Raw genomic sequence first — 14,784 nt, 5'->3', positions numbered from 1 at the left:
TCGACAGGCGTTCGTCGCCTAGACTTGTGCGGCCATGCCCAAGGAGACCGGACGCACGCTGATCGCCAGCAACAAGAAGGCCCGATACGAGTACCTCATCGAGGACACCGTCGAGGCCGGTCTCGTGCTGACCGGTACCGAGGTGAAGTCGCTGCGGATGGGGCGGGCCAGCCTCGTCGACGGGTATGCCACGCAGTACCAGGGGGAGCTGTGGCTGGAGGGGGTCCACATCCCCGAGTACACCCAGGGGACGTGGACCAACCACTCGGCGCGGCGGCGGCGCAAGCTGCTGCTGCACCGCGAGGAGATCGACAAGCTGGTCGCCAAGGCCGAGCAGGCCGGTCACACCATCGTGCCGCTCTCGCTCTACTTCGTCGACGGGCGGGCCAAGGTCGAGATCGCGCTCGCGAAGGGGAAGAAGCTGCACGACAAGCGGCAGACGCTGCGTGAGCGCCAGGACCGTCGTGAGGCCGAACGGGCGATGTCAGCGCACCTCAAGAAGCACGGCTGAGGCGACGCACCACCACGGACGGGCGGGCGAACAGCCACAGCCCCGCTAGCGAGAACAGCGCGGGCACCAGGTAGACCAGCAGGTTCATGGGCTGGCTGACGAAGGCCAGGACCAGCCCCACCATCGCCGGCGCCTCGAGCAGCGCGGCGCGCAGGACGACGAACGGCTGCACCTGGGCGAGCAGCGGCATACCGCTCTGCCGGGGGACGGGCGCGGCCAGGGCCAGTCCCCAGGCCCCCACGGTCGCCAGGCCCGCCACGAGCAGCTGCCACGTGGCGGGGGTCTCCAGCCGGGCCCCGATGAGCACCAGGACCACCGCGAGCATGACGAGTCCACCCGCCATGGCGACGACGACGATCGTCAGCGGACGCAGCGCGTCGCGGTGCTGCTCGTCGGCCGATGCCCCGGGGAAGCTCATGCACGGCAGCCTCTCACGGTCCTCGGGAATCTCCGTGGTGGTCGAGCCGTTGGACCACGTAGACTCCCTCGGGTCGCCCGGGCCCTCCGGGTTGGTTGACAACTGCACAGCGTGAGGCACCCCATGGGGGTGATCGGTTTCGACGTTGCACGGCACTTCAGGGGAAGCGGGTCGAGGATGCAAGGTCATCTCGTCAACGCTCCTTGCGAAACCAATAGCTGCCAATTCCAAGCGCAGCGACTTCGCCCTCGCCGCCTGAGCGAGCCCGAAGTCTGTCAGCCTGAGCGCGTCACCGACTCAGTGCCTGGCATCAGCTAGGTGACTTGCTGCGTGATCATGTCGAGGGATCACGTGGGACTTCTACTCGACCGGGCCTGTCAGGGAACGTGTGCGCGCGAGCCCTGGGGCCGAGAAAATCCACAGCGCACTGCACCCGGAGAAGCCCTGATTTCCCGGTAACGGACGCGGGTTCGATTCCCGCCACCTCCACCCACGTGTCTCACGCTGTGCGGGTTGTCGCACCTCAGCCCCCGAAATCCGCATAAGGACGCGGATTCGGGGGCTTCGTGCTGGGGGACGCAGATGGCCTTGTCGAGACACGAAACGCCAGAAAAACTGTCACACAGCTGTCACACGGGTTGGGTTCGTTGTCCTGCACAAACATCGGTAACTTAGCGGTACGCTTCCCCCGTCGGGAGGAGTATTCGCGTGCCGACGAGCTCGAGGCTTCCACGGGGCATCACGCAGTACCGCGGCCGTTATCGCGTGCGGGTCGACGTCGAGGGTCGAACCCACTCCCTCGGCATGTTCCAGACCCTCACGGACGCCAAGGCGGCCCTGCACATCGCCAAGGCCGACGCGGCCCGAGGTACGTTCGTGCCCCCGGCCCAGCGTCGCGCGGCGCAGCAGTCACAGGCGGTACGGGTCCAGACGGAGGCCCTGACACTGGGGGAGTGGGCGCAGACGTGGCTGGCGGCTCTCGAGGCGGACCCCCGCCGCTCCCCGGCCACGGTGGTCTCCTACCGCTCGGTGCTCAAGAACCACGTGCTGCCCGAGCTGGGTGAGGTCAGGCTCGTCGACCTGACGACCGAACAGGTCACCGAGCACCTGGCTGCGCTGGCCCGCCGACCGTCGCGACGCCACCCCGGGGCCCGGGTCAACGGCGTCGCACCCAACACGGTGATCGTCCTGCGCTCGAGGCTCAACGCGGCGGTCAAGGCGAGAGCCGGGGGACTGGAGCGCTTCGACTTTCCAGCCGCGGCCAAGCACCGCCGGGTCCGCCCCGAGGACGACGACGGGGACGTCGCCTCACCGGAGCAGGTGCGAGCCATGACCGAGGCTATGCCCCCTCATCTGCAGATCGCCATCCCCCTGGCCGCATGGTGCGCTCTGCGGATCGGGGAGCTGCTCGGGCTGCAGCGCCGCGACCTCGAGCACCTGGACAACCCGCAGCGAGCCGTCCTCCACGTCCGCCGGCAGTGGAACGTCAAGGCCAACGCCCTGACACCTCCCAAGGCGGACAGCGTCCGATCGGTGGCACTCCCAGCGGCGCTGCTGCCCGCCCTGCGCGAACACCTCGACACCTACACCCCCGCCGGCCACACCGCGCCGGTCCTGGCAGGGTCCCGCGGCGCCCGGGTCTCGCAGACTGCCCTCGACAAGGCGTGGCGAGCGGCCCGTGAAGCAGCCGGTCGGCCCGGGTTCCGCTTTCACAACCTGCGGCACACCGGCCTGAGCAAGTACGCCGAGCAGGGCGCCACCCTCGCCGAGCTGCTCCACCGCGGTGGCCACACCGACGTCACCGTCGCCCTGCGCTACCAGCACGCCACCGCCGAGCGCGACCGGGCCCTCACCGATCGGCTCAGCCGCGACATCAGCCTGCCCGCAGGTGTGGCATCTCCCCGCAAGTGAAACACGTGCTGGTGCCCACCCGCGGACCGTCGAGAGCAACCTGAGCGACAATGACTGCGACTCAGTCGCGGGCGGTCAAAACGTGCCCGTGTCGCAGTGGCCTGGCCGCGCGCTCTAGGCCAGCGCCACTCCGTCGAAGCATATGAGCACTGGCCGGGGTATCGTCGGAAACTATGGGGACATCAACACCAACGACCATTTCCCGGTCTCTAGGAAGATCGAAACTGGCGTCGGCTCTATCCATGAGTGCTGGGACGGCCCTTCTCGTCCTTCTTGGAGCGTGCACCCCCGATAGTCCTAGCGTGAATGTCGACCTACCATCTGAGGCTGGTAACGACGAGGTCGCCACGACGGTGGGCGGCTCGACGCGGGAGGAGTTCTTGGCCGAGCTGGCGGTGATGTACGGGATCGAAGACCCCCCTCCTGTGGAGGTGGTCCGCGAAACGATACCCGGGGGTGACGGGCTGCGGCTGCTTGGTGAGTGTCTGCAGGAGCGAGGCTGGCCCGTGGACATCGAGGACGGCGGCATCACCATCCGCGAGGTCCCGGTCGAGCAGCAGGACGCTCTCAACCTTGATCAGTACATCTGTGATGCGCAGTATCCGGTAGCCCCAGAATACGCCAACGTGCCCGTGGAAGATTCCCTCACAGCCCACTACGAGTATCTCGTCGAGGAGTACGTGCCGTGCGTGGCGGAGTTCGGTTTCACGGTCAGCACGCCCCCGTCGTTGGAGACCTTCCTGGCCGGACAGGGTATGGGCTGGGTTCCCGGGGCCCAGGTTTACGACCAGATCGCGTCAAGTGACGTCGAGTGGTCCGAGGTGGAGGAACGGTGCCCGCAGAATGAACCCCTCGGATAATCGACACGAGGCCAATGCCGGTCTGTGACAGGATCGGTGAATGAGCAGGCGAAAGATTCCTACAGGTGGTGTGGGGACCGCCGCCGGGTCAAGCTTGTTGGTCAAGATCACCGGGATCGTGATCGTTACTGCGTTTGTCGCTTCGTGCACGCCAGCCTCGGAGACCACCACCGCGCCGTCGGGTTGACGAGCAAGTGTGGCGGCACAGACAAGTACGCCAACGTGATGATCGTCCTCGCCCCGGTCCGCGACGGCACCGGCCCCTCCCGGCTGCTCGCGATGCTCGACGGACGCTCCAAGAAGGTGTTCGGCGACTGGCTCGCCGAACGAGACCAGGCTTGGCGCGACGGCATCGAAGTCGTCGCGATGGACGGCTTCGCCGGGCTTGAGACCGCCACCACCGAAGAGCTACCCGGCGCGGTGTCGTTGATGGATCCCTTCCACGTGGTCCGCCTGGCCGGCGGGGCCTGGAATGAGGGCCGTCGCCGGGTCCAGCAGGACCTGCACGGTCACCGCGGCCGCAAGGGCGACCCGCTGTACTCCGCGGGGCGGACGCTGCACGCCGGCGCCGAACTGCTTGTCGACCGCCAGCAGCAGCGCCTCGACAAACTGTTCGCGAACGAGCAGCACGTGCAGGTCGAGGTCACCTGGGGCGTCTACCGACGGATGATTACCGCCTACCGCAACGCCGACCGGTCCGCTGGCCGCATCGAGATTAGGAACCTCCATCATCGAAAGACCTCGACACCTACCGCCCCCGGACCGACGCGCCCGCCCCCTCTACACCCTCATCTGTGAAGAGCCGGTAAAGATTCGGTCAAATCAACCGGCGACTCCTTGACGTCGCAAGCCTATCGTGTCTTCAATAGCACATGATTAGAAACAACCGATTCACTCGAACCGCCGCGACTGCTACGTCCGCAGCTGCATTACTGTTGGGTCTATCCGTCTTGGCGACACCTGCCCAAGCGGATACTTTGAGCAAGAGCGAGCACGGCACAACCACCGCAAGTTACTGCAGTCCTCGCGTTCCGTATTCTATAGGCAACACCTATGGCCAGATCGGGCACAAGTCTCCTGGGGGAACCTACCGTTTCTATTCCTCTACCGGCTGGACGACCAGAGGGTATTATGGACCTGGTGGTACCTGGAAAGTTGAGGTGAACGAACAGTATTATTCTCTTGTCAACGAAACGAACACCTATGGAACTTGCCGCAGTGTCTGAGGGTTGGATCAGACCGCGCGTCTGCCAGTGCCGAGAAGATGCTTGAAAAAAGGCGCGCTCTTCGGTTCTCAGCGGTTGTAATTGCGCTTGCACTCGGGGGTTGCACGCAGCAAGATGAGAATCTCTCCAACGAGCATGCTTACGCAGAGTTCGCGGGCAGTCTTCGCATTTACTACACCGATATGGCGAAGTGCATGACCGAACAGGGCGTGCCGATGCGAGTAATGGAAACGGGAGACGGTATTGAGCCCGCTGGGAGAGATACAGACCAAATTGCTAACGCAGCTCAAAGCGCGTTCGAAACGTGTGATGGAGTCGTTGGGGGGCATCCGCCAATGCCGCCGCCGCCAACACGAGGGGAGCTTTCAGAATACTACGAGCTGCAGTTGGGAGTCGTCGACTGCCTACGTGAGAATGGTTTTGACACCACCGAACCTCCAAGCTCTGAGGTGTACGTTGAAACGTACTTGGCCAGCCTTGGTGGAGGTGGATCGCCGCCGTGGGATCCGTATACCGGTCTTGGACAGGATGGCGTAATGGAAGCGTTGGAGACGTGCCCTCAGCCGCCTCTGGAGCAAGTGTTCGAGAACTAGGTGGATCTCGCGCACGTTCGAATCTAGCCATTGCTGCCGTTAATACGCTGGTTTAATTTCGTGGCGGGTTCATTGATCTTGGCGCGTCTTATCTGCCTTGCTCAGTGGAGGCGCCCGGCGTGTGGGTAAGACTGGCTACGCCGTCGCCTCCTCGACCAAGCTTCGAGTCAGTCAGGTTAGTCGGGGCGGTGGGACGACGTGTGCGCATAATGATTGACAGACAGGCACCTGCGACGTGACGTGGAGATGAATGACCGTTCCGTTCTATGACCAAGAGTAGTAGGCTCTTACGGCTACCAGGCCAGTCTGCCGCCACTTCGCACCTCGACTCCAGTTGACTCCTTGTAGTGGATCAGCGCGGCAAGTCGCTCTTGCTGCGGGAGCGGTTCGACGTCTCAAAGAGGTCACCCTTGAACGAGCTAGCGGGTTCGCGCAAGGAGATCCAGGGGAAAACGTGGGACCGCTCCAGTCAGCCGCATAGACAGCCTCGTGAACACCGCCAGAGTGCTTACGACAAAGCAAGACATAGCCGTGGTCTGAACCGGCCAGCCACGGGGAGCGCTTGTAACCTCGTGGGCGAGGTTGCGACATTTGAGGGCGAGGCCGCGGAGGTGCCCAAGGCGTTTGTTGACGGCTTCGGTGGGGCCGTTGCTCGTGTTGGAGCCGCTCGGAGTAAGCCAGAGGTGAGAGGATCCGTGGATGGTGAGGAATGGGGGCATCGGTCGGCGCGCATGGGGTGTGGTCCTGGTGGTCGTGCTGTGTGTGCTGGTGGGTGGCGCGGGGTGGTGGGCGTCGCGGGCGACGTTGCCGGACAGCTCGGTGGGCGAGTCGAGCTCGCCGGCCGGTGAGGTGGTGTGGGGTGAGGTAGTCCAGGGGTCGGTGGGGCGGTCGCTGCCGCTGTCGACCACGGTGCGCCAACCGGTGGGGGTGGTGGCGGTGAACGGGTTGTCGGGGGTGGTGACCTCGACGTCGCCGGGCCGGGTGGATTCCGGTGGTGTGGTGTACACGGTGGGGCGGACACCGGTGCGGGTCGTGCAGGCGGGAGAACCGTTCTGGCGGGAGCTGTCCCGGGGTGTGCGCGGTGAGGACGTGGTCGCGTTGCAGGAGCTGCTCATCGCCGGGGGGCATCTGGACGGTGAGGCCGATGGTGACTTCGGTCAGGCGACTGAGGATGCGGTAGAGGCGTGGCAGGAGGAGCAGGGACTGCCGGAGTCTGGGGTGGTGGGTCTGGGGGAACTGGTCGCGGTGCCGGAGCTGCCGGCCACGGTCACGGTCGGTGAGGCGATCAGGGTGGGGGCACAGGTGTCGGGCGGTGAGGATGCGGTGCTGGCGCCGACGGGGGAGCGGGACTTCGTGCTGGTGGTGACCGCCGAGCAGGCCCGGTTGATCCCGGCCGAGGCGACGGTGGAGATGAGCTTTCAGGACCAGCAGTGGACGGGGGTGATCGCCGGGTCGAGTGTGGACGAGTCGGGGTCGACGGTGTTCGAGCTGACCGCTCCGGGCGGTGGGCCGGTCTGCGGAGAAGACTGCGGGGCGCTGCCGGGGGATGAGCAGGTGACGGTGCGCTCTGAGGTCGTGGTGGTGCCCCGGGTGGAGGGGTTGAGCGTCCCGGCGGCAGCGGTACGGACCCGCGCGGATGGCAGCGCGTTCGTGGTGACCGAGGACGGGCAGGTTGAGGTGGTGGTGGCCGGCTCGGGGCAGGGAATCGCGGTCGTCGAAGGTGCAGGGCTCGAGGAGGGGTTGCGGGTGCTGGTGGCCGGGGACCCAGCGCAGGTACCACGTGATGGTGGCGATGAGACCGGGGGAGGGTGAGCCGTGCTGGCCCTGGAGGGTGTGTCGTTCGCGTACGCGAAAGGTGCTGAGGAGCTGTTCGGGGGGTTGTCCCACGTGTTCACCCCAGGGGTGGTGACGGCCGTGACGGGACCGTCGGGGCGGGGCAAGTCGACGTTGCTGTACGTGCTGGGCCTGATGTTGACCCCGTCGCAGGGGCGGGTGCTGCTGGAGGGCGAGGCGGTCTCGGCCGCGCCGGACGCGGCGCGGGCACGGGTGCGGGCGCACCGGATCGGGTTCGTGTTCCAGGACGCGGCGTTGGACCCGACCCGGACCGTGCTGGACTCGGTCATCGAGCCGGCGCTGTATGCCGGGTGGCGGCTGGGTGATGCCCGGGCCAGCGGGTCAGAGTTGCTCGAGCAGATGGGGGTTAAGGCGCGGGCGGGACACCGGCCGGGAGAGATCAGCGGTGGCCAGGCGCAACGGGTCGCGGTGTGCCGGGCACTGGTGACCGACCCGGTCGTCGTGCTGGCTGACGAGCCGACCGGCAACCTGGACCGGGACAACGCCGCCGGGGTGCTGGCCGCGTTGTCCGCAGCCGCCGGCGGCCGCGACCAAGCGGCAGACCATTCAGGGAACGGCGCGGGCGATGCGCCGCCAGCGGGTGGGTCGGGGGGGCGGACGGTGGTGATCGCCACGCACGACCCGTTCGTGCTGGACCACGCGGATGAGGTGCTGGCGCTGTGAGGTGGGTGCTGGTGGTGCGGGAGGCGGCCGCGACGGCGTGGGCGTCCAAGGTCCCCTCGGCACTGGTCGGGTTGCTGGTCGCGGTGATGTGCGCAGCGACGATCGCGACCGTGGGCCGCACCGCCGCCGCGGAGCAACAGCTCACCGACCGGTTGGACGAGGCCGGGTCGCGGGTCCTGGCCGTCGCGGACGCCCGCGGTGAGGGTCTGCTGCCGCCGACGGTGGTGGACCAGGCGAGCACCCTGTCGACGGTCGAGCGTGGGGTGGGGACCCTGATCCCGGTCGATGTCGTCAACGGAGTCATCGGGCAAGGCGGGACCCGGGTGCCCGCGTGGGGTGTGCACGGTGACCTGGCCGCGGTCGCCGACCTGCAGGCCGGGCGGTGGCCAGGCCCGGGGGAGGCTATCGTCACCGACACCGCGATGACACAGCTCGGGATGGCCGACCCGTTCGGGTGGGTCGCGTTGGCCTCGACCAGCGAGGTCGACGACTGGTCGGTCGTCGGGACGTTCACCCCCCGGGACCCGTTCGGTGACTACGCCGCGGGGGTGCTGTACGTCGCGCCCGCCGACCAACCGGTAGACACCCTGCAGGTGGTGCTGACCGACGCCGCGGCCGCGCAGACCACTCAAGCCAGTGTCCTGGCGCTGGTCGAGCCGCCCACCCCGGACGCGGTCACCATCACCTCCCCCGTCTCGTTGGCCGACCTGCAGGCCCAGGTCACCGGTGACCTCGCCGCGTTCGGCGCGACCCTACTGCTCGGGGTGCTCGGCGGCGGCGCCCTGCTCGTGGCGATCGTCGTCCTGGCCGACGTCCTCGTCCGCCGCAAGGACCTCGGCCGCCGCCGCGCCCTGGGCGCCACCAGGGCCACCATCATCACCCTCGTCATCGGACGCACCCTCGCCCCCGCCATCCTCGGCGCCGCCCTCGGAGTCGCAGCAGGCCTGGCCCTGGCCGCCCGCCTCGGCCAGGACACCATCCCCCCAGCCGACTTCACCACCGGCACCGCCACCCTCGCCCTCATCGCCGCGACCACCGCCGCCATACCCCCCGCCCTTTACGCCGCCACCCGAGACCCCGTCCGCATCCTCCGAACCCCATGAGGGAACAGAACAATCAGAGGATGTATGCGTGGATCAGCCGCCTCAACGACATCGGCCCAGGCCAAGAGGGTACGAACGTTATCGACGGCGTGCAGGACCGCCACATTGCGGGCTTACGATGACTCTTTCGCGGTGGGTGGTCGGGATGAGCGGGGCAGGCGCAAGTACCGAGGTGGTCAGGGACCGTTTTTCTGCGTTGCGTTCCCGCACCTGACGCAGCCTCCCGATCTGCTCACCGGCAGTGTGGCGTGGGTTCTTGTTCCAAGCGCGCATACGGGAGACGAGCACGCCCCGCACGGTGCCCGTGTCGGTGCCGGTGACGGCGGCAATTCTTGTTACACCGGGGTCCCAATGGTCTGATGGGGTGGTGGCCAGGACGCTGGCGGCCTCGTCGAGTGCTTGTGGTCCGGTGAGGTGGGTGAGGCGTTCGTCTAGGAGGGCGTTGCTGAGGGGGCTGTGGTTGTCTCGCAGCGCGGCCGCGAGGGCGCCCGGGCCGCGCCGCTCGAGGATGCTGGCGGGGTCGGACCCGTCGGGGAAGGTGACCAGCTGCGGGGTGGCCCCGTGCTGGGCCAGGAGCCAGTAGTCGCGGTGGGCAGCTATCTGGCCGGCGAGGTCGCCGTCCGTGGCCACGAGCGGGCGGTCCGAGTACTCGGCGAGCTGTCGTGCCTGGGCCTCCGTCATGGCGGTGCCCAATGGGGTGACGCCGACGCAGGTCCCGTGGGTGGCGAGGGTGACGGCGTGGGCGTCCATGAGCCCTTCGACCAGGACCGGGATGGCGCCGGCGTTCAGCAGGGCCTGGTGGGTGCCGTAGAGCCGGTCGCCCTTGCGGAACAGGGGCGTCGTAGGGGTGTTGAGGTACTTTGGACCGGCCTTCTCCTCGTCGGTGCGGGCGGGGTTGCGGCGACCGATGAACCCGAGGACCTGGTCCTGGTCCATGACGGGCATGACGGCACGGTCTCGGAACCTGTCGATGAGGTCGCCGGAGCGGGTCCGGGAGGCCAGCCCGCTGGTCTCCAGCTCGAGGTCGGTGACGCCGCGGCCGCGCAGGTGGTCCACCAGGTGGGTCCACCCGGCGGGGGCGTAGCCGGGGCGGATGTGCGGGTGTCCGGCGATGTCGTGCCCGAACCGGTCGGCGAGGTAGTCCCGGGCCCAACCGTGCTCGTCGACGAGCCGGGACTCGTAGTAGTCCAGTGCCATCTCGTTGACCGTGGCCAACCGGTCCACCGGCACCGGGGACTCCTGCTGTTCCTGGGCCCGGTCCCACTGGTGTGCCAGTTCCCTCTCGCTGTACTCGAGCGGGTCGGGCCCGAGGTCGCGGATCCGTGCCAGCAGGGCCAACGCCACTGCTGGTGACTCCTCGTCAAGGTGCCCGGGCGGCGGGGTGGGGTCAGGTGCCGGCTCCAGGTCGTCGTCGGGCAGGGCAGCCTGAGCCAGGTGGTCCCGGAGCTCGCTGTCGGTGGGGGCGTGCTCCGGTGGTGCCTGGTCGCGGTCGTGGTGGTCGTAGAGGTCCATGGGGGGCTGGTCCTCCTGCGGGGTGTGGTGGTCGTCCTCGGGTGGGGGAGTGGAGGTCAGCAGCGAGACTCGCCAGGTCATCGCTTGTGCGTCGTCGACGCGGGCACCGTCCGCGGCGGCCTGGTGGAGCAGCTCGGTGACCGGCCATCCTCGGGCCGTGGCCTGCTCGATGGTGGTGACCAGCGCCGGCCACCAGGGGCTGTCCTGCATGGCGGTGGCCCGGGCGGTGCCGACGTGGTCGACCAGTAGGTGCTGCCAGTCCGTGGCCAGCGCGTGCTGGGTGTCCATCTCGGTGGCCACCGCGGGGGACAGGGTCCGGTTGATCCGCCACCACAGGGCCGCGCAGGCGTGGTCGTCCGGCAGCGGTCCGTCCCTGAGCGCCGCCTGGACGGTGGCTGGCGCGTCGAGTCCGGCCCGGGACAGGCCGGCCAGTCTCTCGGCCAGGACCGGGGCGAACCGATCCTGGCGTGCGGTCGGGGACGCTGCGGTGATCAGGGGCCCGAACTCGGCCATCGCCGGGTGCCGACCCATGCGCAGGCAGGTGTCCAGGTCCTGCTGGTGCAGCGCGTGCGCCTTGGCGATCTGCCGTGGACCGGTGGGCCGAAGGTCGGTGTCCTGCACCTGGTTCGCGGCGCGCCAGACCTGTACCCGGGCCAGCAAGTCTGGTTCGGGGCGTTGCGTGCCCTGGCGCGCCCAGGACGGGGTGTCGGCGTCGCGTGACTCCTGACTGACCTGCTGGGCGAGGGCACAAACCAGGTCCGCCCGTTGGATCAGATAGTCCGACCAGGTCGGGTCCGCCGCCAACGAGGCCGGGATGCCGGGGAGCCAGGGCAGCGGACCGGGGCCGGCGTTGCGTAGCCCGCTGTCGTCCAGGCGCCACCCGAGGACGGCGGCGGGGTCGGCGGCGGTGTCCAGCTCGCGCGTCACGGCCGCTTGCCGCAGGGCCGCGACCGGGTCGACGTCGTGAGCGGACAGCAGGATCAGGTGGGCGCGCAGGGTGGGCCAGGCGGGGGACTGGGTCAGACCCGGGACCAGGTCGGCCGCGCGCTCCAGCCGGTGCACACCGGCAGAGCCGAGGCGCTGTTCGGCGGCGAAGGTGAGCGCGTCGACGTACCGGGTCGCGGCATGCCCCAACCCGGTCGTGGCCGCTGCGTCGTCCCGGACCATGGTGTGGACGGACCGGGGTGCGTCGTCGCGGGCCAGGATTCTCTCGAGGATGTCCGTGGCGGTCGGGGGGATCGTGTTGCGCGGCTGGATCAGGGTGTGCGGGTCGCCGTCGCCGACGACCTCGAGGTAGGCGTGGTTCGCTCCTCTCCCGCGGGTCATCATCGTGTAGAACTGCTGCCGCGACTCGCCCCCGCCGATGAGCCCGTGCATGGTGTCCACCGACAGCCCCTGGGCGGTGTGCACCGTGGAGGCGTACCCCAGCTCGGTGTGGGTCTGCACGTAGGAGGCGGGTAGGACGATGCGTCGGCGTGTCTCCCGGTGTCGCACGACCAGGTCGCCGCCCCGCGTGAGGCGGATGATGTGCCACCGGTCACCGTTCTTGACGAAGTCGGTCGCGCTCGTACGCAGGGAACGGTTGTTGCTGCGGGTGATGATGAGGTCGCCCGGGCTGGCCTGGTTCCCGTCGGCCAGGGTGCGCGTACGTACCGGGACCTCACCGCCGGCGACCAACCTGTCGGCGCGGGCCCGATGGTTGAGGTGGCTGGCGAGCTCGCGGGTGGGGGCGAGCATGATGGAGTCACGACCGGCGGTGGTGTCGGCCTTCCACGCGGCGAAGACCTGGTCGGCCATCGTGCCGGTGTCTCCGACGTGCACCCTCTGCTGGTCCAGGTAGAACCCCAGCGCGGCGGTGTCCCCCTGCCGCAGGGCCAGCGACGCGGCGCCTTCGGCGCGGTCGGTGAACCGCATCAGCTCGGTCAACCGGACGCTGCCGTGGGTGGCCTCGATGTCGCGGAGCACCCCGCCGGCGCCGATCGCCGCGAGCTGCTGGTCGTCCCCCACCAGGCGCACGCTGGCGCCCCGGTCAAGTGCGTACTCGACCGCCGTGCGCAGCGACAGGGTGTCCGACATGCCGGCCTCGTCGATGAGGACCAACGTGCCTCGGTTGATCTGCGCGGCCAGGGCCCAACCGTTGCTGCTCTGGCCTCCGTCCAGGTGGTGGGTGAGGGCCGCGGCCGTGTCGGTGGGTGCCTCGATCTGGGACCGCAGCTGCCCGGCGGCCGCGGCGGACGGGGCCAGCCCGACGACGGTGCCACCGGAGGCCTCCCAGGCCCGGGTCAGCGCCGCCATCGCGGTCGTCTTCCCGGCGCCGGCTGGCGCGATCGCCAGCTGGACCCGCGACCCGGAGGTCGCCATCCGCCGCACCAACGATGCCTGCCCGGGGTTGAGCCGTACCCCGTTGGCCTCCAGCTCCAGCAGAGCCACGCCGACGCAGGTCTCGGGGGCTACGCGGCCGCCGGTGCGCCCGGCCGCCTCGAGCAGGAACTGCTCGGCCTGCAGGATCGCCGAGGAGGTGAACAACTGCGACCCGGCGACCGTGTAGACGCTGGACCCGTCCCGCCGGCGCAGCACCTCAGGCTCGACCGCGGCCTCGTCGCGCGGCTTGGCCAGGGCGATGCTGTGCGTCGCCAGAGCACGGTGGACCAGCTCGTCGACCAGTCCGGGCGCGTGCTCCAGCGGCACGTCCACCGACCGGGCCAGCCGCTGCGCCTCGGCCCGCACATGCCACACCTGCCAGGTGCCACGCCGCTCCGCGATCGTATCGATCATATGGCCCGCGTAACGGTCCACCCAGCCCTCACCCGGGTGCACCCAACTCCGCCGGGGGCCTTGGGCGAGCACGTTGGCGACCATCTGGTCGACCTCTTCCTGGCTGCCCAGGACATGGCGTGCCTGGACGGCCCACTGGGTGCGTTGCTCGGCCAGGGTCCGGGGGGCGTGCTTGTCCTGACGGGTCTGCAGAGTGGCCTGCTGAGCGAGCTTGACCGCCTCGACCGCGGTCGGTGGCCGCCAGTGCCGGGCCTGGAACTCTCGGGCCAGGACGCCGCGGCGGGCCTCAATATCGGCACGCCGCGAGGACCACCGTTCGTTGAGCTCGGCCGGCACACCGACCACCTCCCGGACCGGTCGTGCCCGGGCGTCCCCGCTGGGCCGGTCCTCGAACCGCAAGCCCAGCGTGCCGAGGTGCTGCTCCAGGGCGGTGTTGTAGGTCTCGGACGCGGTGACGGTCGCCTTGAACAGGACACGACCGTCGATCGAGAGCCACTTCCCGTCGAGGGTCTGGACCTTGTTCGCGACCGCGACGTGGGTGTGCAGGTCCGGGTCCCCTGCCCGTGAGTCACGGTGCGTGAACGCTGTCGCGACCAGGCCGGTGACGTCGACCTGGCGGGCGCCGCCGGTACCGGTGCGGGTGAAGAGGGCGTGCTTCTCGATGAACGCCAAGGCATCAGTCACAGCGGCCTGGTGGGCGACCTCGATCTTCGCGGCGGTGCCCTGGTCGGCGACCGCCCACAGCGCGGACACGCTCTTGACGGGGGAGAACGCGAGGTCATACCCGGTGACCGCGGTGCTCGACGGGCGGGACGCCCGGGCGATCAGACCGGCCAGCTCACGCTCGTTCAACGGGTCCCGGCCGTGGGTGTCCCGGAACATCTCGGTGGCTACTTCGGTGCGCACCTTGGCGCGGGTGTCGAGGTCGACTGCGGTCCCTGACGGCAGCCCCTTGGCCCGGTTGATCTTGTCCAGCCGGCCGGCGACCTTCTTACGCAGCTCGCCCAGGTCTCCCTCGATGACCGGGTAGGCGCGGCCCATCAGCATGACCCGGTCCAGGTCGGTCTCATCCACGTGGGGGGAGCCCCTGCGGGCCAGGGTCGCCGCGTCCTCGCCAAGGGGTTGGATGCCGTAGCCGAACAGGTTCTGCATGTGCTTGGCCGTGACCGTGTCGCCGGCTTCCAGGCCGATGATTCCGGTCATCCCCGACCCCATCCACGCCCCGGGGGTCTCGCCTCGTTCGGTGTAGTAGCTGGCCAGCCCGGCGTGGCCGACCTCGGTGGCGTCCTGGCGTGCGACCTGCCGGGTCAGGTAGTCATACCCGGACCCCGCGGTCAGCTTGTGAAGGGTCATCGCCA

General features: G+C 68.8%; 8 protein-coding genes, 1 other RNA gene and 1 pseudogene. 8 read left to right on the top strand and 2 right to left on the bottom strand.

The features are described from left to right. Nucleotides 1-34 precede the first annotated feature (34 nt). On the top strand, nt 35-511 hold the full coding sequence (gene smpB / locus AVL62_RS00390) for an SsrA-binding protein SmpB (protein WP_058889716.1): 477 nt from the start codon (nt 35-37) through the stop codon (nt 509-511). Here the strand turns inward: smpB and AVL62_RS00385 are convergent. Further along, complete coding sequence (locus AVL62_RS00385; protein ID WP_058889715.1) at nt 495-929, bottom strand: hypothetical protein; 435 nt, start codon at nt 927-929, stop codon at nt 495-497. The genes smpB and AVL62_RS00385 overlap by 17 nt on opposite strands. 125 nt (nt 930-1,054) lie before the next feature. On the opposite strand from AVL62_RS00385, the gene ssrA reads away from it, so the two are divergent. The 7 genes and pseudogenes from ssrA to AVL62_RS00355 all read left to right on the top strand — a co-directional run bounded on the left by ssrA (nt 1,055) and on the right by AVL62_RS00355 (nt 9,139). After that, nucleotides 1,055-1,421: a transfer-messenger RNA gene (gene ssrA, locus AVL62_RS16330) on the top strand. Nucleotides 1,422-1,637: 216 nt separating this feature from the next. After that, nucleotides 1,638-2,840, top strand: a complete 1,203-nt coding sequence (locus AVL62_RS00380) for a tyrosine-type recombinase/integrase (protein ID WP_153011586.1) — start codon at nt 1,638-1,640, stop codon at nt 2,838-2,840. 302 nt (nt 2,841-3,142) lie between these two features. Next, entirely contained in the window at nt 3,143-3,700 is a 558-nt protein-coding gene (locus AVL62_RS00375; protein WP_153011585.1) for a hypothetical protein, read from the top strand. A gap of 182 nt (nt 3,701-3,882) precedes the next feature. Beyond that, nucleotides 3,883-4,408: pseudogene (locus AVL62_RS00370) on the top strand (ISL3 family transposase); the annotation flags it as partial. Between the two features lie 1,849 nt (nt 4,409-6,257). Beyond that, nucleotides 6,258-7,331 (top strand): peptidoglycan-binding domain-containing protein, encoded by a 1,074-nt coding sequence (locus AVL62_RS00365; protein WP_058889712.1) that lies wholly within the window; start codon nt 6,258-6,260, stop codon nt 7,329-7,331. 3 nt (nt 7,332-7,334) lie between these two features. Beyond that, entirely contained in the window at nt 7,335-8,036 is a 702-nt protein-coding gene (locus AVL62_RS00360; protein WP_058889711.1) for an ABC transporter ATP-binding protein, read from the top strand. Beyond that, nucleotides 8,033-9,139 (top strand): FtsX-like permease family protein, encoded by a 1,107-nt coding sequence (locus AVL62_RS00355; protein WP_058889710.1) that lies wholly within the window; start codon nt 8,033-8,035, stop codon nt 9,137-9,139. Before AVL62_RS00360 ends, AVL62_RS00355 begins: the two co-directional genes overlap by 4 nt. 78 nt (nt 9,140-9,217) lie before the next feature. Here AVL62_RS00355 and mobF read toward each other — a convergent pair whose 3' ends face one another. Then, entirely contained in the window at nt 9,218-14,779 is a 5,562-nt protein-coding gene (gene mobF, locus AVL62_RS17995) for a MobF family relaxase (protein WP_058889709.1), read from the bottom strand. Between the last annotated feature and the right edge of the window lie 5 nt (nt 14,780-14,784).

Origin of the sequence: Serinicoccus chungangensis, assembly GCF_001483745.1 — a bacterium.
GTDB lineage: Bacteria > Actinomycetota > Actinomycetes > Actinomycetales > Dermatophilaceae > Ornithinicoccus > Ornithinicoccus chungangensis_A.
The sequence above is the reverse complement of the archived record's forward strand: the minus strand, read 5'-3'. Positions and strand labels throughout refer to the sequence as shown.

Excerpts from the sequence above, each read along its gene's own strand:
- smpB (WP_058889716.1), top strand. The coding sequence starts at position 35 with ATGCCCAAGGAGACCGGACGCACGCTGATCGCCAGCAACAAGAAGGCC.
- AVL62_RS00385 (WP_058889715.1), bottom strand. The coding sequence starts at position 929 with ATGAGCTTCCCCGGGGCATCGGCCGACGAGCAGCACCGCGACGCGCTG.
- mobF (WP_058889709.1), bottom strand. The coding sequence starts at position 14,779 with ATGACCCTTCACAAGCTGACCGCGGGGTCCGGGTATGACTACCTGACC.